Here is a 22469-nt window from a genome sequence, read left to right on the forward strand (position 1 = left end):
TTAAATAACTAACAAACAATACTTTACATTGTTGGCAGCGCTTTTGAATATATGTTTTTGTTCCAAAATCTATATATCATGGAAGCCATATTAAAACACCTCGAATTACAATTATCGTCCAACCAAAACGGTCAGCGTTTAGACCTAATGTCTATGAACAACCCTGACGGGAGTCCAAGATGGATTTGGAATGCGACATCAGAGAAACCACACTTTTTAAAATTCTATGCAACGAATTCATTGAAATCAAAAGTGATCTACTGGGCGATACAAGTATTGTTTTCACTCAAATTGCAAAAGCTACTTTTTAAAACTTCTACCTACTACGTTAAAAACGTAGGACACAGAATTTATCAGGAAATCAATCCATTTAAGCCAAACTGGGCCTTGTTCACCGGAACTGTGGGACCAAATAACAAACTGGTAGTGTATAAACTGGAAGAAGGCAAAGGCTATTTCTTTAAACTGGCACCGAATCATGTTGCAAATGATTTACTTGAAAATGAAGCGCATGCCACTTACAAATTAGATTTATTCAAAGTAAAGTCGTTTAGCTATCCTAAAGTGAGCCACGTGACTCATAATATGATCAAATTAAGCGATGTATCCATGAATAGTCGCTCAGATCATTTTGGTTTAGAACATAGTTTGGCTTTGGGTGAAATGTACAATCACACCATCAAATCTTCTCACCTGGATGATTTATCTGCTTTTCAAAAAACTAAAAAATTACTGGCTCAACTTCATGCAAAAAAAGACTTCAGAATCCCAAACGGATTATTAAAGAAATTGGATCTCTTACTAGAGAAACAAGGCAATAAATCGGTTCAGGTAGCCATGGCTCATGGAGATTTCACTTCCTGGAATTCTTATGTTGAAAACGGAGAAATAGCTATCTATGATTGGGAACTTTCTGCTCCACATATGCCTATTGGCTATGATGCTTTTCATTTCATAATGCAACAAGGAATTCTGGTAAATCATGCTTCCTGGAATGCAATTAAAGAAGAAATATTCCAAACGATTTCTAAGCGTCAATTTAAACTATGGTTGAACTCTGATGAATCAGGGTCTAAAAACATGCGAGATTATCTGGAGCTTTACATGCTTCTCAATACAGTTTATTATTTGGACCTGTATTCTAATCAGGCCAAATGGCATAAGCAGGTACATTGGTTAATCAAAGTATGGAGTGCTGCTATTTCCGATATGTTACAGTCCGGTTCAAATCAACGTCAGGTAGTTATTATGGATGTTTTTGATTCCTTAAAGGATCAACCATATGGTACAGTGAAATTCCCAGAATATTCTCCGGAGAAATTAAATGAATACTCAGATATCGATATGTGTATTCCTCAAAAAAATGCGAGACAACTGGTTCGTTTTTTAAAGCAACATCCCATGACCGCTCAACTTAAATCTGTAAAGTATTCTTATATGAGTAGCGTTCAGGTTTTCTTAAAAGATGGTCAGGTATTGAGTCTGGATTTAATCTGGAAATTAAAAAGAAAATCTGTGGTGATGTTGGATACCAATCAAATCATATCCAGAAGTTATCTCAATGATTTCGGAGTGAAAAAAATCAAACAATCTGACTTAACACATTTCATCGGAATGTTTTACGTCCTGAACGGAAAATCAGTTCCTCAAAAATTCAAAGCCTATGAAATGTTATTGGCTAAAAGCAACTCCGAATTAGACCGTATGTTATATCGTCATTTCGCATTCAACGATCAGATCCATTCAGAGTTGGTGGCTTATTTAAATAAGCAATCCGCAAATCTGGGTGTATCCAAATTATTCAATCAAATCAGTTATTTATGGGATTGTGTAACGAAATTCCTATTTAATAAAGGGATGGTTATCACTTTTAGCGGTGTAGACGGAGCAGGTAAATCTACTGTTATAGAAAAAGTAAAACACAGGGTAGAAAAGGTATTGAGAAAACCCGTTATTGTAATACGTCATCGTCCTTCGTTATTGCCAATTCTTAGTGCATGGGTAAAAGGAAAAGCACAAGCTGAAAAAGATGCCGCAAATACACTTCCAAGACAAGGTGCAAACAACAGTTTCTGGAGCTCACTTTTCAGATTTGGCTATTACTACACAGATTACATATTCGGCCAGTTCTATGTTTTCTTCAAATACCAAATCAGAGGTTATGTAGTGTTATACGATCGCTACTATTTTGATTTCATCAACGACAGCAGAAGAAGCAATATTGAATTGCCAAAAAACTGGATCAAAATGGGATACCATCTGGTATTCACTCCAAATCTGAACTTCTTCTTATATGCAGATCCAGATGTGATTCTTTCCAGAAAAAGGGAACTAGATAAAGCAACGATCTCCTCACTTACCTCAGACTATATCAACTTGTTTAAAAAACTAGGGCAAAACCAAAAAGATACCTACTTCAACATTGAAAACATCCAATTGGAACAAACAATTCGCCAAATCATGCAACAAACTACTCACAAACTAGCTATCGCATCATGAAATCACTAATTGAAAATATAATCCAACTAAGGAATCCTAATTTCAAACTGGATCCTGATCTCAACTCTTACGCATTTTTTCAATTCGTTTGGGTCCAAACCTGGAATATGGTTCGAGGATTAAAATTATTGTTCTATTTCAAAAATCCTAAGGGCGCATTATTAGGTAGAAGTGTTCGATTTTTTAACACCCCTAAAATCCAATTCGGCTCTTTTCTAAAACTCGGTGAACGTGTATATATGAGTGCACTGGGAAAACAAGGAATCTCGTTGGGAAATAATGTAAGTATCGGTGATTTCAGCAGAGTCATTGTATCCACCTCATTCGACCATTTAGGGGAATACATTAAAATCGGAAACAATGTAGGTATCGGTGAATTCGCTTATTTGGGTGGAGCCGGTGGTTTGGAAATTGGAGACGACTGTATTGTAGGTCAATACTTAAGTTGCCATCCGGAAAACCACCATGCAGATCAACCAAACATCCCAATCCGCATGCAAGGTGTATATCGTAAAGGCATTTCCATTGGTTCAAATTGTTGGATTGGCAGTAAAGTCACCATTCTCGATGGTGTTCAAATTGGAAGCGGTTGCGTAATCGCTGCGGGTTCTGTGGTGACTAAATCCTTTGAACCAAATTCAATCATTGGCGGTGTTCCCGCAAAACTCTTAAAATCCAGATTTTGAAAACAAAAAAAACCATACTCGCTACAACTTATGCGGTCAATCCTTTCAAAGGATCGGAAGATGGCATGGGATGGAATTTTGTTTGTCAAATCGCCAGATTTCATTCTGTGATTGCGATTACCAGAGAAAACAATCGTGAAGATATTGAACGCTATATGCAACAGCACCCAAATGATATTTATGAAAATATCACTTTCCTTTATTTCGATTTACCATACTGGATGCGATTCTGGAAAAAAGGAAGTCGTGGAGCCATGTTGTACTATTGGATGTGGCAATATGGGGTCGTTTCATTTATTCGCAAACAAAATATCCATTTTGATATTGTTCACAATTTGAATTTTCACAACGATTGGACCCCAAGCTATTTATGGAAATTAAATAAGCCTTTTGTTTGGGGACCTGTTGGACACCATCCAAAAATTCCAACTCAATATTTAAAAGCATACAAATTCATGTATCAGGTAAAAGACTCTTGTACATGGTTCGTCAAAAAACTATTCTGGAATGGATCAATTGCGTTAAAAAATACCGTTAAGAATGCAAATCACGTATTGTGCATGAATACTTCTGTTCAAACGAAATTAAAACTTAAAACCAATCAACACTCAATTATGCCGTCAGTTGCTACAGAAGATTTTGGTTCCCCAAAAAGCACAAAATCTAAAAAATTCACTTTAATCTCCGCAGGTCGTCTAGTTCCACTAAAAGGTTTCGATCTCAGTATTTTGGCGTTTGCTTCATTTTTAAAACACATTCCATTACCTCATCGTAATGACTGTGAATTAATCATTGTAGGGAAAGGTCCGGAACTCAAAAAATATCAGGACTTATGTAAAGAAAATCAAATCCTTCCTTATGTCAAATTCATTGACTGGATCGATCGCAAAGATCTCATGGAGCTATTTCGCTCAGCTACAGCCTTTTTATTTCCTTCTCACGAAGGCGCAGGTATGGTTGTTGCAGAAGCCCTATCGTTTGGTCTACCGGTCATTTGTTTGGATAATGAAGGTCCAGGTGAATTTATTGATGACTCATGCGGTTTCCGAATTCCGGTACAATCTTATGAGAATACCATACGCGATCTGGATTCTGCTATTCATCAATTGTATATCAAGCCTCATTTACTAAAAGAAATGAAACAAAACGCTAGAAAAAAATTCGAAGAGTCGTTTCACTGGGATAGACGCGGTGAAGCTTTAAATCATATGTATCAAAATCTTTAGTCATGAAAATATTCGCTTTCCATTTACTCAATGATTATAGTGGCAGTCCTAAAGTACTTATGCAACTTATTAAAGGCTGGACAAAAAACAATATTGATGTGCATTTGGTAACCAGTAAAGGTCGTGATGGTTTTCTTTCAAACCTGGATGACGTTTCCTACCATCACTTCTGGTATCAATGGGCAAAGAATCCTTACTTAAGATTTATCAATTTAACGATCAGTCAACTCATCCTCATCTTCTCTTTGTGGTTTAAAGTGAGAAAAGATGATATCATATATGTCAATACAGTATTGCCTTTTGGCGCAGGAATCCTTGGTAAATTAAAAGGCTGTAAGGTAATATACCACATACACGAAACCACGATCAATCCACCTGTGTTCAAGAAAATGGTTTTTGGTATTGCTAAATGGAGTGGTTCAGAAGTCATTTTTGTTTCTGAATTTTTAGCACGCCAGGAGCCATTTGAGAACACTAAAACACACATTTTGTATAATGCAATTGAGAACTCTTTTTTAGAAACTGCATCTCAAAATCGCAAAAAGACTAAAAGTCCTTCTCATGTTTTAATGGTTTGCTCCCTAAAAGATTATAAGGGTGTTCAGGAATTTGTACAGCTGGCACAGCAAAATCTCAATTTCAATTTCAAGTTAGTTTTAAATGCATCACAACAAGAAATTGATTCCTATTTCGAGGCTGTAGACCGTCCGTTGAATTTGCAAATTTTTCACTCTCAAACCAACTTACATCCCTTCTATCAATGGGCAGATGTTATTTTAAATCTTTCACGACCACATCAATGGGTGGAGACTTTCGGACTTACAATCATTGAAGGGATGGCTTATGGAATACCTGCGATTGTTCCTCCTGTGGGTGGGATTACTGAACTTGTTCAGGAAAACACAAATGGGTATAAAGTAGATTGCAGAAAAACACATCTGCTAAATGAAAAACTCAACCAATTGTTTTCTCAAAAAGAAAAGTATGAACAAATGATTCAATACAACATTAACAAAATCAATCACTACAGTGAAAACAGTTTTATACGTAAAAACCTGAGTATTTTATCATTACTGTAATCTGGAAACCATTTCCATATAATGGAAAACATTCTTTGCAAAACAAACTTAAATCACTAAAAAACAGAGCTTTAAATTAAACGCATGGTTTTTGGCATTAACATAGAAACATTTAATCGCCAAAATGAAAACAAAAGTAGCTATCATAGGAACAGTTGGTCTTCCAGCCAAATACGGAGGATTCGAAACTTTAGCCAGTCACCTGGTAAAACATCTGAAAGACAAATTTGACTTCACGGTGTATTGCTCTTCAAAATCCTATGCTAAAGAAGAACAGCAAACGCATTATCAATCTGCACGTTTAAAATACATTCCATTAAAAGCCAATGGGGCTCAAAGTATATTATACGATGCTTTATCAATATTTCATGCATTGTTTTATGCAGATGTACTATTGGTTTTGGGAGTGGCCGGGGCCTGGACTTTTCCTTTTATCAAATGGTTTACAAATAAAAAAATTATCGTTTCTATTGATGGCATTGAATGGAAAAGAGACAAATGGAATTTGCTAGCCAAAAGCTATTTATTCTGGGCAGAATCTATTGCAGTAAAATATTCAAACATCGACATTTCAGATAACGAATCTATTCAGGATTATACTGCAATGCGCTATAACAGTCTAAGCAGAATCATTGAATATGGTGCGGATCATACCATAAAATCTTCCGTGACATATAAAGACATTCAAAAATTCCCTTTTTTATCAGGTGCGTATGCATTTAAAGTATGCCGTATTGAACCAGAAAATAATGTGGGAATGGTGCTCGATGCGTTCTCAAAGCTTCCAAAGTACAATATCGTCATTGTAGGAAACTGGAATAATAGTCCGTATGGCATTAAACTCCGATTACAATATGAATCCTACAAAAACATCCACTTATTGGATCCTATTTATGATCAAAAAATATTGGATGTACTTCGTGGAAATGCGCTATTATACATTCACGGACATTCAGCCGGAGGAACTAATCCGTCACTTGTAGAAGCTATGTATTTGGGGTTACCCATTGCCTCGTTTGGCGTCTCCTACAATAGAACAACTACAGAAAACAAAGCTCACTACTTTCAAAGTAGTAAGGAACTAGTTCAAATTATCAAATCTTCTAAGGTGAGCCAACTAAAAAAACAAGGTCATTTGATGAAGATGATTGCATGTAGAAGATATACCTGGAAAATCATTGCTGACAAATACCAAAATCTGATTTTCGAAGCGATGGTTGTAAAATCTAAATCACCGGTTCAAAAACCAATCAATTATCAACTGAATATGCAACTCAATCAAATGGAATTGGGGCATTTAAACAGCCAGCAATTATTTTTTGAAAAACGTTAAAACAAATCATCATGGACCAATTATACACTTACTTCGCTATACCATTACTTTCATTTGTGTTGACTTTAATATTAGTTCCACCCATAAAAAAACTAGCCATTAAAGTACAATTGGTTGATCAACCAAATTGGCGTAAAGTACATGTAAATCCAATTCCATTAATTGGTGGAGTTACCGTCTTTTTATCTGCTGGTTTGGCCATGTTCTTATCTTCTGACCTATATCAAAACTTTGTAGACCATTATCCGCTTATTCTGGGTGCAGTAATACTCCTCGTGATAGGCGTGGTTGATGATAAAATGGATGTGAGTGCTATATTAAAATTAGCCGCTCAAATTGCTTTAGCCTTCTTTGTGGTTAATAGTGGTATCAGAATCGAATCCCTATATGGAATACTCGGAGTTCATGAACTTTCAGAAACAGCCCAAATAGCATTAACCATGGTAGTTATTGTTGGAACTGTGAATGCCTTTAACTTAATGGATGGAATAGACGGTTTAGCAGCCGGATTAGCTATTTTATGTTTAAGTGTGTATTCATTGATTGCTTTTGCCATATCTCAATATTTCCTCATGACATTATATGTCGCTTTAATAGGCGCATTATTGGGGTTTCTAAGATTCAACCTTTCCGCATCTAAAAAAATATTTATGGGTGATGCCGGGTCTTTAGCTTTGGGTTTCATCATAGTAGTTTCAGGAATTATGTTGATCCAAAACTCCGGCAGCCTTCCCGCTCAATCGTTGGCACTTACTGTGGTTATTGGCGCATTGATTCTACCTGTAGCCGATTCTTTACGCGTATATCGTACACGTATTAAAATGGGTTACAGCCCATTCAGACCAGATAAACAACATTTCCATCATCTTTTTATCCAGTTGGGAATCCAACATAAACGCGCCACATTTTTTATTCTATTATCAGCTTTAGCGTTTTTAGCTTTCTCATATTTCTCAGGAGCATATCTAAATGTAACTGTGGTGATTGTTGGTTTAATTGCTATTTATGTAGGTATATGTGCCGTTTTAATTTTAACAAATCAGCTACAGGAATGGAAAAACAAAATCCGAAAAATGGAAAACAAATTTTAATCTACGATTTACTCAATGCATAGCTGGAGCGCGTAGCTAAGATTTGGCTTTGATGCGCTTCTGCCCATTGAGATAATCCAAGGATATGAGGTACCAAAGTTTTTCCCAGCGGACTTAATTCGTATTCTACACGCGGAGGAACTTCAGGAAACACCTCTCTTTGAATCAAACCATCCGCTTCCAAAGTTCTTAATGTAACTGTCAACATCTTCTGCGATATTCCATCAATGGCTTTATACAATTCATTAAAGCGCATCTTTTTTTCCTCAGTACTGGTAAAAGATTCGCTCAAAATAGAAATCACCAACAACGACCATTTATCTCCAAACCGATCTAAAACATTTCGAATAGGACATCCATTCATATTATTTTGCATTTTCTTCTGATTGTAAACTATTTATTTTCAACAAGACTAACCCCCAGGTAAGTAACCTACATTAGCGTACCTTCTTGTGGGAGACAAAAATCCGAAATACCTTTGACTTACGAAAAGTTAGTTACTTCATATTTTATACTATTTTGATTATGAGTGATAAAATAATATATATAATGGATCCGCATTGCGGATGGTGTTATGGAAATAGTCAAAACATTACACAATTAAAGGCGTCCTTTTCAAATCAATTTGAATTTGAAATCCTGGTTGGGGGAATGTGGTTAGGTGCAAACGCCCCATTTGGAGGGCCCCGGTTGGCTTCGTTTATCCAATCTCATGCGCCTAAGATGTCGCAAACTACCGGAGCAGAGGTTTCAGAAAAATATTATCAACTTACATCAGACACTTCTTATCAATTCAGTAGTTTAGAACCATGTGCTGCTATATATCTAGTAAAACAAATAGCTCCGGAAAAGGTATTTGCATTTGCGAAGAAGGTACAAGAAGCTCTTTTTATTGACGGATTACCCTTACATAACATTTCATCATATACGTCCATTTTAGAGGAACTGGATATTGATTTGGCAGAGTTTCAATCCAAATGGATGACTTCCGAAAACATTAAAGAAACACAAAAAGAATTTGAAAAAGCACGCACTTTAGCCAACGGTTTTCCAACTTTGATTTACTCAAAGGAATCCAAAAACTACTTATTGGCTTCTGGTTACTTTGAATTAGATAGAATGAAACAACAACTTCAATCCATAAAAAGCTATGAACTGGAAAAGTAAACGTATTATCATCACTGGAGGAAACTCCGGTATTGGGAAACAATTGGTCACCGATCTTTCCCAACTTGGCGCAAAAATTTCTTTTTGTGGATTGGAACCTGATCAGGTCCGGGAAGTTGCAGAAACTTTCGAGGTAAATGGTGTTGTTGCAGATTTATGTGATGATGCACAACTTCAGACCTTTTTTGAAAACTCTATTTCATATTTAGGTGGATTGGATATTCTGATCAATAATGCAGGTTACGTCATCGCAGAATCTTTCGAAGATCTAAAACGTACCGATTTTGAAAAGATGTTTGCTTTGAACGCTATTGCTCCTGCAAGATTGGCTCAGTTAAGTATTCCTCATTTTAAAACGCAAGGTTTTGGAGATATTTTAAATATCGGGGCTACCGGAGGTTACTACGCTTTTGATAAAGGCACCGCATATTCTGCGAGTAAATCAGCTTTAAGTATCATTTCCAAAAACCTCAACCTGGAATTTAGAAAACATCATATTCGAACCTTCCATATTGATCCCAGTTGGTGTACCGATACCAACAACAATAATTACGGTAGTCATATTCCCGCAAATCCCGAACAATTAAACCCCACAGACATCACGCATCTTATTGTTGAGGTTTTAAAAATGGATAGACGCGGATTCGTTCCTCAAATGTCTATTTGGGGGACTCAACCTTAGCATGACACCTCGTATCTTCATGATATAAAACACTTTGTAATGGGCCAGACAAATAAAAATAGCATGTCTTGATCAAAAACGTTATTTTAGCCCATTAAATTTCTACTAAGCTATGAGTACGTTGAAGACAATCTTCACTGGGATAATTTTAGTCACTATTAATCTGAGTTTAAGCTGGGCACAAAGCCCTACAAATTGGTGTGGTCAGGTGATCATGGATCAAAAATTCAAAGCCGATCATCCAGATCAATTACCAGAGATTATTAAAGCCGAAAATCAGTTAAGACAAGAAGCCTTAAATTACGCATCACAAAGAAATTCAAGAGCTGTAAAAGTGATTCCGGTTGTTTTTCATGTAATCCACCAAAATGGAGCCGAGAATATCAGCGAAGCGCAAATTTTAGATCAAATGCGCATTCTAAATGAGGATTACAGTAAAAGCAATGCTGATTTAGCCGATATTGTTCCCTCTTTTACCAACGCGATTGGAGATGCTGAAATTGAATTTAGATTAGCTCAATTAGATCCAAGTGGTAATCCAACAAATGGTATCGATCGTATCGCTTCGGGTATGACCAATAATGGAGGCGATAATGCGAAACTCAATCCATGGCCAAGAAAATCTTATTTAAATATCTGGGTAGTTAAAAGCTGGAATTCAAGTATTCCAAATGGTGTACTGGCATATGCTTACCGTCCGGGTAGTGTTCAAAATAGCCCAGAAGTTGATGGAATTATCGTTTTATCACAATACGTAGGAAGCATAGGTACTGGTTCGCCAACTCATTCCAGAACATTAACACATGAAATCGGTCATTACCTAAATTTACTACATACCTGGGGCGCAAGTAATAGCCCGGGATTATCAACCAACTGTAATGATGATGATGGAATTTTTGATACGCCAAATTGTATTGGGTCCTTCAGTTGTAATACCTCTATGCAGTCTTGTGGTTCACTTGACAATGTTCAAAACCACATGGATTATTCTGGATGTTCGTTAATGTTTACCAATGGTCAATGTAACAGCATGAATGCTGCATTGAATTCTTCTGTTTCGCAACGAAACAACTTGTCTACTCCTGGAAACCTTACAGCAACCGGGGTAAATCAACTTACCGTAGCTAACTTTAAAGCCAACAGGCTTACGATTTGTCAACACGAAACTATAGATTTCACTGATTTAAGTAAGTATGATCCAACCACATGGTCATGGACATTTCCAAGCGGTGTAACGGGGTCATCTAGTGACGAAAATCCTTCAGAGCAATACATGAACCCTGGACTATATGATGTTTCGCTAACCGCTCAAAACGCAACAACCAATGTAAGTGAGACCAAAGTAGGCTACATTATGGTAAATCCAAGTTTGGGGAAATTTGCACCATTCTCTGAAGATTTTTCCTCAGTAGATCAATTGAACCATGAGAACTGGTATGGAGTAAATGATAAAGACGATGCATATCAATTTGTAGCAGACGCAGATAATGGATATTCTGGTTCAAAATGCTTACGAATTGAGAATCATGGTAATCTATTAGAAACTGCGGACGAACTGAGATCAACAACCTACGACCTTAGATTGTTTTCCAGTGTTGACATCTCATTCAAAGTAGCATACGCACAAAAGTCTGGTACTGATGTATCGAAATTGACCTTATATGTTTCTGAAGACTGTGGTCAATCTTGGACACCGAGATGGTCAGCAATTGGTCCAACTTTATCAAATGCTCCAGTTACACAGGGTTATTATACTCCTTCAGGAAATCAGGACTGGAAGACATTCAATGTTTCAAGCATTACCGGATCGCTCCTATCACAAACAAGTCAACTGCGTTTTGTTTTTGAAAATAAGGAAGGTAACAATTTATATATTGATGATATCAATGTTACCGGGATTTATACCAATGTCGCACAACTTAAATATCCTTCCGATGGATCAACCGCTGTTCCAAATACGCAGGGAATCTACTGGAAAGCTATGGGTGGAGGAATTGACGCGTATGAATATCAATTGGATACTGATCCTAATTTTAATTCTGCCAATTTACAAACGGGCACGAAAAATTTCATCTCTATTCAGGATGGCCCTGATACAGAATATCTACCATCCACTTTACTTAATGGGCAAAAGTACTACTGGAGAGTTCGTCTCATTAAAGGTGGGCAACCACAACCCTGGAGTGATGTTTGGAACTTTACCGTAGCGGTAAATGGTGTTTCAACCGAAGATATTTTACTAAAAAAATACGAAGTGAAAGTTTATCCGAATCCTTTACACACCAACGGATTCCTGTCATTTTCACTTGATCAGGGTGAAAATGTTCAGATACATGTAACCAACATCATAGGAAAAACGTACGTTATTAGCGATGAGCAATATTTTGGAACGGGTACACACTTATTTAATTTATCTCAACTTCAGTTGAGTCCGGGAATGTATGTCTTGAATATTAAAATCAATGACACCACACTCCACAAGAAATTTGTGGTCCAGTAATCAATAACTATCAAACAAAAGGTCTTAGACCAACTTATTTATGAATACGAAAACTATTTTAGGGGCAGTTTTTGCAGTTTTTTTAGCCATATCAGGTTATTCTCAAACAGTATGTGGAACCGATTATTTTCTGGAAAAAGCATACGAAGAAGATCCATCTTTTCAGAATGTCGTAGAACAAAATTGGATGGTCAGTGACGGTCCGGCACAACAATCAGAAGGTTCCAGAGCCGTAACCATTATTCCGGTTGTATTTCATGTATTTCACGACAATGGTGTGGGTAACATTAGCTACGAGCAAATTCAAAGTGCCATGAAAATGATCAATGATGATTTCAGACGTACAAATGATGATGCTGTAGACACCAGATCAATGTTTTTACCATACGCTGTGGATTCAGAAATTGAATTTCGTTTGGCTCAGGTAGATCCGGATGGAAACTGCACCAATGGGGTGGTTAGAATCAATGATCCTTCTGCTTCTCATAATGCAGGTAACAATGTAAAACCAATAAGCCGCTGGCCATCTAATCAATATTTTAATATTTGGGTAGTCAACGACATTGAAAGTAGTGGTGTTCCTGGAATTATCTTAGGATACGCACAATTCCCCGGTTCTGGTTCATGGAATACCTATGGAGTAGTCATCCGTAACGACCGTATCGGAACTGTTGGAACAGCAACTTCTGGTGACCGTACATTAACACATGAAATTGGGCACTGCTTGAACTTATTGCACACCTTCCAAAGTGGATGTGGAAGCAACTGCCAATCTTCTGGAGATCGTGTGTGTGATACACCTCCGGTAGACCATTCTACACAGCCTTGTGATTTAACACAAAACCAATGTAGCAATGATGCATCGGGTAATAGTGTTTACAATACTGATGTTGTAGATCAAATTGAAAATTACATGAGCTACAACGATTGTCAAAACATGTTTTCAAATGGACAAAAAACCAGAATGCAAAATGCATTGAATAATTTCAACACATTGGTTCAGTTAACATCTTCGAGCAACCTTACAACAACCGGAGTATTGAATACAAACCCGGGAGTGTGTAAAGCAGAATTCGATGTGAGCAATACCGTGATTTGTGTCGGACAGGATGTAGAGTTTACCGATTTGTCATATTTCAATCCTAAAACCTATAACTGGGATTTTGAAGGTGGATTCCCAAATGTTTCTCAGGCAAAAAATCCAACAATTTCATATAACACTCCGGGTCAATATAAAGTGGAATTGACCATTGTAGATTCTACAAACACGAGTGTTTCTACGGTCAAAACAAACTTTATCACTGTATTATCTTCTTTAGGGAATACCGTTCCTGCACAAGAGTCATTTGAGTTTAGTAATGTTTTAAATGCCAATGAATGGTTTGCTGATTCATTAAACAGTGGAATTGCGTGGACAAAATCTACTACGGGTGGTTCAAGTGGTTCCAATGCCATGAAAGCAAACGCATTCTTAAACAATGGGAAACTATCAGTAACCAGTCCGGCTTATGATGTAAGCAATCTGACAGAAGCTACCGTAACTTTTGATCATGCCTATGCACCACGCTTAAACGAAGGCAATAACTTCTTAAGAATATATATATCATCAGATTGTGGTCAAACCTGGAAACTAAGAAAAGTATTGGGAGGTCCGTCTATGGCCACGGCAAATACGATTTCCAGCGCCTATAACAATCCTGCGAATGGAGATTGGGTAAGCAATAACTTCACTGTTCCAAGTACTCTTTTATCTGATAAAATGAGAATCCGATTTGAGTTCACTGCAAATGATGGAAACAATATCTTTATTGATAACATTAATATCACCGGAGTTTTATCAGATCAGGTTGTTTTAAAATCGCCTATGGATGGTGCGCAAAACCTATCTGTAAATCAATTACTCAACTGGAATGCAACAAGCGCAATTGATTTCTACACGGTTGAAATAGATACCGATCCGGCATTTAATACTCCAAACCTGGTGTCTCAGCAGATTAACTATATCTCTGGTTCTTCTAACGGAACGGATACAGAATTCCAAACCAATAATCTAACGGATGGTCAAACTTACTATTGGAGAGTTCGCACTACGTTAAATGGAACCAGCAGTGCATGGTCTCCGGTTTGGAGCTTCACAGTTGATGCAAGCGTGGTGGGTATTTCTGATCCAATAGAAAGCAATTCAGAGATTTTGGTGTATCCAAATCCGGCATACGATCGTATCAATATTGATGTGGAACTTGATGCAGCTGATGAAGTTCAAATCAGACTATATGATGTGACTGGTAACCTGATTCAAAATGTTTATGACGGCACATTAAATAGCGGTAAATCTCATTTTGAGATTCAAAGAAATGGATTAAGTCAAGGCGTTTATCTAATTCAAACATATACCACCGAAGGAATCAAAACTTCAAGAGTAGTGTTTAATTAAGATCATTTTAAACGATTTGAAAAGCCGTCCCCAATTCTTTGGGGACGGCTTTTTTTATTTTATCTAATTGAATACGACCATTTGCTACTTCGGAAATCACCAACTGAAGAAGCTCTTACAGTCATTCCTAAAAACATGATAAAAGCAGTTCCAATTCCGGCAGCACTAGCACCTACTTGCTGATAGATATCTCTTTCTGGAATCATTAATCCTAATATTGTAGTATTGACATAATGAACCCTGGTTAAATAATTCAAGACCAGAATTTACTCCATAAAAAAAGCCCTCTGGAAATCTAGAGGGCTTTTATCTTTTTAAAGCTACGAACTATTTTGTAATCCCTTCAAGGTCTAAAAAGAATGCATATTCTAACGCTGTTTCTTTTAAGCCTTCAAAACGTCCGGAAGCACCACCGTGTCCCGCTTCCATATTCGTTTTAAGCAGTAAAATATTATTATCTGTTTTCATATCTCTCAGCTTCGCTACCCATTTCGCTGGTTCCCAATACTGCACTTGTGAATCATGTAATCCTGTGGTCACTAACATATTTGGATAATCCTTCGCTTCCACATTGTCATATGGCGAATATGATTTGATATAATGATAGGCTTCTTCCTCTTTTGGATTTCCCCACTCATCAAATTCTCCAGTAGTTAACGGAATAGACTCATCCAACATAGTAGTTACTACATCTACAAATGGAACTGCGGCCACGACTCCATTCCAAAGATCCGGGCGATAATTAATGATGGCACCCATAAGCAATCCTCCTGCACTTCCACCCATCGCATATAAATGATCCGAAGTAGTATATTTTTCTTCGATTAAGAACTCTGCACAATCAATGAAGTCGAAGAACGTATTCTTCTTGTTCATCATTTTCCCATCCTCATACCACTCTCTTCCTAAAGTTTGACTTCCTCGAATGTGTGCGATTGCAAACACAAATCCTCTGTCGAGTAAAGTTAATCTGGTTGAACTAAATCCAGGGTCAATGGAATATCCATAAGAACCGTATGCATACAATAACATTGGATTTCCTTCTGGACGTTTTAAAGACTTTTTATACACCAATGATATTGGAACCTTTTTTCCATCACGTGCGGTAGCCATAAAACGCTTAGACTCGTATTCATCCACATTGTATCCACCAACAACTTCTTGTTGTTTTAATAATTCCTGCTCACGTGTCTCCATGTTATAGTCATATAAACTAGATGGAGTAGTCAAAGAAGTATATCCATAACGTAATACCTTAGTATCATAATCACGATTTACACTCGTATATACCATATATGCCGGATCATTGAACTTAATATAATGCTCCTCGCTCCCATCCCATGGCATGATACGTAATTTGGTTAAACCATCCTGACGCTCGCCTAAAACCAAGTAATCATTGAAAATTTCCAAATCCTCTAGTAAAACATCTTCTCTATGCGGAATCACTTCTTCCCAATGCTCTTTCTCTGTTTTACCCACAGGAGTACGCATCAACCTAAAGTTTTTTGCGTTCCAGTTAGTAGATACGTACCAATAGCCATCATAATGCGCAATTCCATATTCATGTTCATCTTCACGTTTTTGGAAAACAGTAAACTCTCCCAAGGGATCATTGGCATCCAAATACTTGTATTCGGTTGACAATGTACTTCCCGAACCGATAATGATAAATTGTCTGGACTTCGTACGATACACAAATGTGTTAAAGGTCGCATCATCTTCATGAAATACTAAAACATCTTCTTCCTGTGATGTTCCCAACACGTGGCGATAGATCTTATACGATCTTAAAGTTTCATCTTTCTGAGAATAAAAAACAGTTTTATTATCCGCTGCCCAGGTAATTCCTCCGGTAGTATTTTCTAATCGATCCGATAACATTTCACCGGTTTCCAGATCCATAAACTGGATATGATAAATTCTACGGCTCACAGTATCCTCACCAATAGCTACCAGTTTATTGTTATCACTAATAGACAAACCACCCAATGCATAATAATCGTGTCCTTTTGCACGGACATTTTGATCTACAATGATTTCTTCTTCATTATCCAGACTTCCTTTTTTTCTACAGTTAATGGCATACTCATTTCCTTTCTCAAATCGTGAATAATAGAAATACCCATTAAACTTATATGGAACAGATTGATCATCTTCCTTAATTCTGCCTTTCATTTCCTGAAACAGAGCTTCCTGAAAATCATCCGTATGCTTCATTACACTTTTAGTATAATCATTTTCAGCATTTAGATAATCAATCACTTCAGGATCGTTTCTGTCATTCATCCAATAGTAAGGATCAATTCGGGTATCATTATGTATTTGTAATTCTTTATTGACTTTTTTCGCTTTAGGATACACGCTCATTTTATCGGTATTTTGTTTTACGTTTTCAGAACAGGATGCAATAATAATGGTTAATAAAAGAATTTGATACTTCATGTTGATTTGGTTTTTGAGCAGGTGAATTTACACAAATTATCTATTCAATCCATATCAATTTTAGCCCTCCAAAATCATAAAATCAGACAGATATTTATAGGCGATTGTCAAGTAAATAAAAAATCGAGGCCACATTTTTATTGATTTTTTAACTATTTTGCGGGTATATGATCAAATCAAGAGCTATTGGATGGTAAAAAACTACTCTTTTAAAACTTACATATTATTTTTTGCATGCGTATTATGGAACTTAATGGGCCAATCTGTTTTTGCCCAAAATGGAGATAATACCATCACCGGTAAAATCGTGGATTTTGAATCTGGAGAAACCGTAATTGGTGCTTCCATTATTATAAAAGGCACCACCGAAGGAGTAACTACAGATATTGATGGAAACTTTTCATTAACCACTTCCAGACCCTTTCCTATTGTTTTGCTCATCAAATCTATGGGGTATACCGATCAGGAAATCACCGTGAGTGGACCTGACCAAAAAATCAAAGTCAAGTTAAAAACCAGTAATGTCGTTCTGGATGCGGTTGAAGTCGTAGACTCCCGGATTACAGATAAACAAAAAGAATCTCCTCTGACTGTGGAAAGTATGGACATCACCGCCATTAAGGAATCTCCTTCCGGTGATTTCTATGAAAGTCTGGGAAACATGAAAGGCGTGGATATGACCTCTGCTTCAATTGGTTTTAAAGTTATCAATACCAGAGGTTTTAACAGCACATCTCCCGTACGTTCGCTACAGGTCATAGATGGTGTAGACAATCAATCTCCTGGTCTTAACTTCTCTTTAGGTAACTTTTTAGGTGCGTCTGAATTAGACCTTAAAAGAGTGAATGTCATTGCCGGAGCAAGTTCTGCTTATTATGGACCTGGTGCATTTAATGGTGTCATCGCCATGGAAACCAAAGATCCATTTTACTTCCCCGGACTAAGTGCTTCCGTGAAATTTGGAGAACGAGATTTATCTGAATTTGCCGTACGTTGGGCACAAGTGGTTAAAAATAAAAATGGAGAGCCTGGAAAATTCGGTTACAAAATCAATGCATATTATATGCAAGCCAACGACTGGGAAGCAGAAAATTATGATGCAGTATATAATACAGATTATACCTCTCGAAACCCTGGTGGATATGATGCAGTAAACGTTTATGGTGACGAAGAAATTGATGCACAGTACACCTCATCTTTCGGAAAACTTTCCAACCCTGGACTTGGAGCAATGAGTCGTACAGGGTATAGAGAGATTGATCTGGCGGATTATAGCACGGATAACTTCAAATTCAACACAGGACTATATTACAAAATCACAGATTCAGTTATTGTGAATTATACTTTCTCCTATTCTACTGGAACAACTGTTTACCAGGGTGATAACCGATACAGTTTGAAAAATATCCAGTTTATGCAAAACAAACTGGAAATCAAAAAAGAGGGTAAATGGTTTATCAGAGGTTATGCGACCAACGAAGATGCGGGAGATTCCTATGATATTGTGACTACAGCAATTCGAATGCAAGAAGCGTCTACAGAAGACACCGATTGGTTTACTGATTATAAAACACTTTGGGGAAACACCTACAAACGTGATATTCAAAGTGATCCGAATTATCCAAGATATGATTTTTCAACGACCATTGATGAGTGGGCTGCAAATCAATACGATCCTTGGTTTGCGAAAAGCATGGATTCGTTAGCGCCATTCCACCAAATCACCAGAGATGAAATAGACAATAACCCAAGAAATGGTGAAGCGCGCTATGTACCAGGTACTGCCAGGTTTGATTCATTATTTAACGATGTTACCTCTCGTAAGTTCACTGAAAATGGATCCAGATTTTTTGATAAATCCGCACTGTACCATGTTCAGGGAGAATATCGTTTTCAACCTGCATTTGCAGAAATTGTGGTGGGTGGGAACTTAAGAATGTATCGTCCAAATTCACAAGGAACTATTTTCCAGGATTCGGTAAACCGAATTACAAATAACGAATACGGTGTTTTCTTAGGAGTAGAGAAAAAAGTGGTAGATGAAAAGCTAAAAGTAAATGCAACGCTTCGAATGGATAAAAATGAGAATTTCGACTATCTCTTCTCACCTGCAGTTTCTTTGGTATACTCCATGAATAAAAATCATACGTTTAGAGCGACCTTCTCTTCTGCAATTCGTAATCCAACATTGGCCGACCAATATCTATATTACAACGTAGGCCGTGCAATTTTACTGGGGAATCTTAATGGTTATGATTCTCTTATTACGATTAGTTCTTTACGAGAATATGCCAATTCTTTCAATCGTGATGATTTAGAATACTTCAACACACCACCAATTAGTCCGGAGAAAGTCAAAACCATTGAAGTTGGATATCGCGGAACTTTGTTTGATAAAGTATATTTAGATATGTCTGCTTATAACAGTTGGTATGATGATTTTATCGGATATGTGATTGGTGTAGATGCTGATTTCGATATCTCCGGTTTTATCAACTCTGCTCAGGTTTACCGATTGGCAGCTAATGCTTCAGAGCAAGTGACTACTCAGGGCGTTTCTGTGGGCCTGAATTATTATTTTGCAAAGAATTACGCTTTCAACGGTAACTATTCCTGGAACAAACTCCAATCAGGTTCAAATGACCCTATTATTCCGGCATACAATACTCCGGAAAACAAATTTAATGTTGGAATCACCGGACGAGACCTCACTTTTAAAAACTTAAAAACCGTAAAATTCGGATTTGGAGTCAATTATAAATGGATAGAAGGTTTTATATTTGAGGGATCACCACAATTTACAGGGTTTATTCCTTCGTATGATTTGGTGGATGCTCAAATCAATGCCAACATACCAAAATGGCACACTACCATTAAACTTGGAGCATCCAATCTACTTGACAATAAAGTCTACCAGGTATATGGGGGACCTAGAGTTGGTCGATTGGCTTATATATCAGCACAAATTGAAATAAAGTAATAACTTAAATTGAATATAAACTAAACTAAAATGTCATGAGAAAACTTTTACTATTAGGAGGTATAACTATGAGCTTCATTGGAGCTTCAATTCATGTGGACGCCCAGACGCGGTACATGGAAGAAGTTTTCACTGATGCCCAAATTATGGTCACCAAGGATGTGACATATGGAACCAATGTGGATGTGATGAAAAACACCCAATTATTGGATCCTGCATATTTAGTTGCCAATCAGGCGACAATTGTATCAGAAATGACTACGCTAAAAACGGCATACCAAACAGGGGCACCAATCCCTGCGGCTTATTATTTGCCATATGCTTTAGATACAACTACAAAGGTAAAAATCAGCGATTTGAAAATGGATGTATATGAACCGATGACCTCGGCAGATACATTGGCAAATCGTCCGGTTATTGTTTATATCCACACCGGAAACTTCTTGCCAACTGGTGTGAATCAGGGCCCGGCTGGGTCAAAAGAAGATTCCGCAGCCGTTGAATTATGTAAACAATGGTCAAAACGTGGATACGTTGCTGTTGCAGCAAATTACCGTCACGGTTGGAATCCTGCGGCTACTGGTCCTACAGGAGAGATCATTAGACGTGCGACATTATTAAATGCAGTATACCGTGCAATTCACGATATCAAACAAGTCGTACGTGTATTACGTGATGATGCCTCCGGATCAAATACTTATGCCATTAACCCTGGAAAAATCGCCATTTATGGTCAGGGATCAGGTGGATATGTGGCCCTAGCTTACAATACTTTAGATAAAACTGCTGAAATGGCATTACCAAAATTCACCAATCCGGCAACCGGTGCTTCTTTTATTAATGAAGCTATTGTTGGAAATATCGCAGGTGATGACGGATTGTTAAACATGTACTTCAATAATGGTCAAACCACCGATATTCAAGCGTGTATTAATGCTGGTGGTGCGTTGGCTGACATTAGCTGGTTAGAAGGCAATATTGAAGCTCCGATGATTACTGTTCATGCAGTAAGAGATGCGTTTGCTCCTTTTGATACCGGAACTGTAATTGTACCAACTACCGGTGAAAACGTGGTAGACGTAAATGGTCCAAACATGTTTATTCCTAAAGCCGTTTCATTGGGATTAAATGATTCGTTTAAAGATTTACAATTAACGGATGACTATACGATTTCTGCGCGTTCAAAATATGGACAGACGTTCAATAACATTCCTTCTATAAACATCAACAACCCGGTAGTGATTGACAACAATGCTGAAGGTTTATTTGCTTTGGATTTTGACTTAAACAATGGTGCCCCTTGGGAATGGTGGACATTGACTGATTTACAAGCTTTAGAAGCCTATTATGCATCAATCGGTATTACAATTGATGCGAATGACATTCATACCAAAGCATTGTTGACAAATCCAACGATGTCAAAAAATCAGGCACTGAACTTCATTGATACAATTCAAGGCTATATCCACCCTCGTATTATGCGTGCGATGCAAATTGGAGATTGGGAGCCATTATCAGTTAATAAAGTGAATCCAAACACGACATTCAAAGTAGCTCCAAATCCAGCGGAGGATCAAATCCGTATTTCAAGTGCAAACGGAAATATGACTTTCATTCAAATCTTTGATGTGACTGGAAAAGTAGTATATACTGAAAACACTAATGTGGCTAACAGAACCATTCAGGTAGGTCATTTACCAAAAGGTGTTTACGTAATTCATGTAGATACTGACTCTGGTTCAAACGTAGAAAAACTGGTGATCAAGTAAACCTCTAAATACATCTAAACCAGGTAAGGCCAGCATCTCGTATGTTGGCCTTTCTATTTCATCAAAATGAAGTTTTGTCAAAATCCACACAATTTAGATTCTTAAATCATCATTATTTTGCTAAAAATTAGAACCATGGAGAAAAGACATTATGCGGTTATGGATTCTTACAATAGAAAACTAACTATTAAAATAAAAGACCAGATATTAGCTGAAACTACAAATGCCATCATCTTAAAAGAAGTGGGTAAAGGTGTATATGATCCGGTGTTTTACGTACCAAAAGAAGATTTGGTCGCAGAACTGGTGCCTGAAAATGAAAGATCAAGTACATGTCCGATAAAGGGAGCTGCTTCATACTGGAATTTAGAAACTCCAACTGAAAACTATTTTGCCTGGAGCTACGAAGAACCACTACCAAGAGCTAAAAAAATCAAAGGTTATGTTGCTTTTAATATGGAGTATGTGACTTTGATTTCTGAGCCGATTTAAACGGTACACGTTTTAATTATCAAAATAAAAAGCCCCGGTGAATATATTCACCGGGGCTTTTGCTTATTCTCTTAAACGATTTTACT

The 22469-nt window shown here is 37.2% G+C and carries 16 protein-coding genes; 13 read left to right on the forward strand and 3 right to left on the reverse strand.

Annotated elements, in window-relative coordinates:
* Positions 1–78: 78 nt before the first annotated feature.
* The 6 genes from KFE94_07445 (at position 79) to KFE94_07470 (ending at position 7914) form a co-directional block, all read left to right on the forward strand.
* Positions 79–2499, forward strand: coding sequence for a hypothetical protein (locus KFE94_07445; protein UTW67941.1), 2421 nt, complete (start codon positions 79–81; stop codon positions 2497–2499).
* On the forward strand, positions 2496–3185 hold the full coding sequence (locus KFE94_07450; protein ID UTW67942.1) for an acyltransferase: 690 nt from the start codon (positions 2496–2498) through the stop codon (positions 3183–3185). Before KFE94_07445 ends, KFE94_07450 begins: the two co-directional genes overlap by 4 nt.
* On the forward strand, positions 3182–4411 hold the full coding sequence (locus tag KFE94_07455) for a glycosyltransferase (protein ID UTW67943.1): 1230 nt from the start codon (positions 3182–3184) through the stop codon (positions 4409–4411). The genes KFE94_07450 and KFE94_07455 overlap by 4 nt, the downstream gene beginning before the upstream one ends.
* 2 nt (positions 4412–4413) lie before the next feature.
* The gene (locus KFE94_07460) at positions 4414–5490 is read left to right on the forward strand and encodes a glycosyltransferase family 4 protein (protein ID UTW67944.1); all 1077 of its coding nucleotides are present in this window, start codon (positions 4414–4416) and stop codon (positions 5488–5490) included.
* A 124-nt stretch (positions 5491–5614) separates the two neighbouring features.
* Entirely contained in the window at positions 5615–6823 is a 1209-nt protein-coding gene (locus KFE94_07465; GenBank protein ID UTW67945.1) for a DUF1972 domain-containing protein, read from the forward strand.
* 11 nt (positions 6824–6834) lie between these two features.
* Positions 6835–7914, forward strand: a complete 1080-nt coding sequence (locus KFE94_07470) for an undecaprenyl/decaprenyl-phosphate alpha-N-acetylglucosaminyl 1-phosphate transferase (protein ID UTW67946.1) — start codon at positions 6835–6837, stop codon at positions 7912–7914.
* Between the two features lies 1 nt (position 7915).
* On the opposite strand, the gene KFE94_07475 is transcribed toward KFE94_07470, so the two are convergent.
* On the reverse strand, positions 7916–8290 hold the full coding sequence (locus tag KFE94_07475; protein UTW67947.1) for a helix-turn-helix transcriptional regulator: 375 nt from the start codon (positions 8288–8290) through the stop codon (positions 7916–7918).
* Positions 8291–8463: 173 nt separating this feature from the next.
* On the opposite strand from KFE94_07475, the gene KFE94_07480 reads away from it, so the two are divergent.
* From KFE94_07480 to KFE94_07495, 4 genes are all read left to right on the forward strand, one after another.
* Complete coding sequence (locus tag KFE94_07480) at positions 8464–9081, forward strand: DsbA family protein (GenBank protein ID UTW67948.1); 618 nt, start codon at positions 8464–8466, stop codon at positions 9079–9081.
* Positions 9065–9763, forward strand: coding sequence for an SDR family oxidoreductase (locus KFE94_07485; GenBank protein UTW67949.1), 699 nt, complete (start codon positions 9065–9067; stop codon positions 9761–9763). The genes KFE94_07480 and KFE94_07485 overlap by 17 nt, the downstream gene beginning before the upstream one ends.
* 112 nt (positions 9764–9875) lie before the next feature.
* Positions 9876–12263: a T9SS type A sorting domain-containing protein gene (locus KFE94_07490; protein UTW67950.1), complete on the forward strand. Its 2388-nt coding sequence runs from the start codon at positions 9876–9878 to the stop codon at positions 12261–12263.
* 40 nt (positions 12264–12303) lie between these two features.
* Entirely contained in the window at positions 12304–14697 is a 2394-nt protein-coding gene (locus KFE94_07495; protein UTW67951.1) for a T9SS type A sorting domain-containing protein, read from the forward strand.
* A 59-nt stretch (positions 14698–14756) separates the two neighbouring features.
* Here KFE94_07495 and KFE94_07500 read toward each other — a convergent pair whose 3' ends face one another.
* Both KFE94_07500 and KFE94_07505 read right to left on the reverse strand, forming a co-directional pair.
* Positions 14757–14903 carry a hypothetical protein gene (locus KFE94_07500; protein ID UTW67952.1) on the reverse strand — a complete coding sequence of 49 codons (147 nt, stop codon included), beginning with the start codon at positions 14901–14903 and terminating at the stop codon, positions 14757–14759.
* 121 nt (positions 14904–15024) lie between these two features.
* Positions 15025–17142 carry a S9 family peptidase gene (locus tag KFE94_07505; GenBank protein UTW67953.1) on the reverse strand — a complete coding sequence of 706 codons (2118 nt, stop codon included), beginning with the start codon at positions 17140–17142 and terminating at the stop codon, positions 15025–15027.
* A gap of 253 nt (positions 17143–17395) precedes the next feature.
* Between KFE94_07505 and KFE94_07510 the strand changes: the two genes are divergently transcribed.
* The 3 genes from KFE94_07510 (at position 17396) to KFE94_07520 (ending at position 22383) form a co-directional block, all read left to right on the forward strand.
* The gene (locus KFE94_07510; protein UTW67954.1) at positions 17396–20122 is read left to right on the forward strand and encodes a TonB-dependent receptor; all 2727 of its coding nucleotides are present in this window, start codon (positions 17396–17398) and stop codon (positions 20120–20122) included.
* Between the two features lie 35 nt (positions 20123–20157).
* On the forward strand, positions 20158–21891 hold the full coding sequence (locus KFE94_07515) for a T9SS type A sorting domain-containing protein (protein ID UTW67955.1): 1734 nt from the start codon (positions 20158–20160) through the stop codon (positions 21889–21891).
* A 135-nt stretch (positions 21892–22026) separates the two neighbouring features.
* Complete coding sequence (locus KFE94_07520) at positions 22027–22383, forward strand: DUF427 domain-containing protein (GenBank protein ID UTW67956.1); 357 nt, start codon at positions 22027–22029, stop codon at positions 22381–22383.
* The last annotated feature ends 86 nt before the right edge of the window (positions 22384–22469 follow it).

Source organism: bacterium SCSIO 12643 (assembly GCA_024398135.1).
Lineage (GTDB): Bacteria > Bacteroidota > Bacteroidia > Flavobacteriales_G > Salibacteraceae > CAJXZP01.

Coding starts and splice junctions, on each gene's coding strand:
- KFE94_07460 (UTW67944.1), top strand. CDS start 4,414: ATGAAAATATTCGCTTTCCATTTACTCAATGATTATAGTGGCAGTCCT.
- KFE94_07480 (UTW67948.1), top strand. CDS start 8,464: ATGGATCCGCATTGCGGATGGTGTTATGGAAATAGTCAAAACATTACA.
- KFE94_07475 (UTW67947.1), bottom strand. CDS start 8,290: ATGCAAAATAATATGAATGGATGTCCTATTCGAAATGTTTTAGATCGG.
- KFE94_07450 (UTW67942.1), top strand. CDS start 2,496: ATGAAATCACTAATTGAAAATATAATCCAACTAAGGAATCCTAATTTC.
- KFE94_07465 (UTW67945.1), top strand. CDS start 5,615: ATGAAAACAAAAGTAGCTATCATAGGAACAGTTGGTCTTCCAGCCAAA.
- KFE94_07445 (UTW67941.1), top strand. CDS start 79: ATGGAAGCCATATTAAAACACCTCGAATTACAATTATCGTCCAACCAA.
- KFE94_07485 (UTW67949.1), top strand. CDS start 9,065: ATGAACTGGAAAAGTAAACGTATTATCATCACTGGAGGAAACTCCGGT.
- KFE94_07510 (UTW67954.1), top strand. CDS start 17,396: ATGGGCCAATCTGTTTTTGCCCAAAATGGAGATAATACCATCACCGGT.
- KFE94_07470 (UTW67946.1), top strand. CDS start 6,835: ATGGACCAATTATACACTTACTTCGCTATACCATTACTTTCATTTGTG.
- KFE94_07490 (UTW67950.1), top strand. CDS start 9,876: ATGAGTACGTTGAAGACAATCTTCACTGGGATAATTTTAGTCACTATT.
- KFE94_07520 (UTW67956.1), top strand. CDS start 22,027: ATGGAGAAAAGACATTATGCGGTTATGGATTCTTACAATAGAAAACTA.
- KFE94_07505 (UTW67953.1), bottom strand. CDS start 17,142: ATGAAGTATCAAATTCTTTTATTAACCATTATTATTGCATCCTGTTCT.
- KFE94_07515 (UTW67955.1), top strand. CDS start 20,158: ATGAGAAAACTTTTACTATTAGGAGGTATAACTATGAGCTTCATTGGA.
- KFE94_07495 (UTW67951.1), top strand. CDS start 12,304: ATGAATACGAAAACTATTTTAGGGGCAGTTTTTGCAGTTTTTTTAGCC.
- KFE94_07500 (UTW67952.1), bottom strand. CDS start 14,903: ATGATTCCAGAAAGAGATATCTATCAGCAAGTAGGTGCTAGTGCTGCC.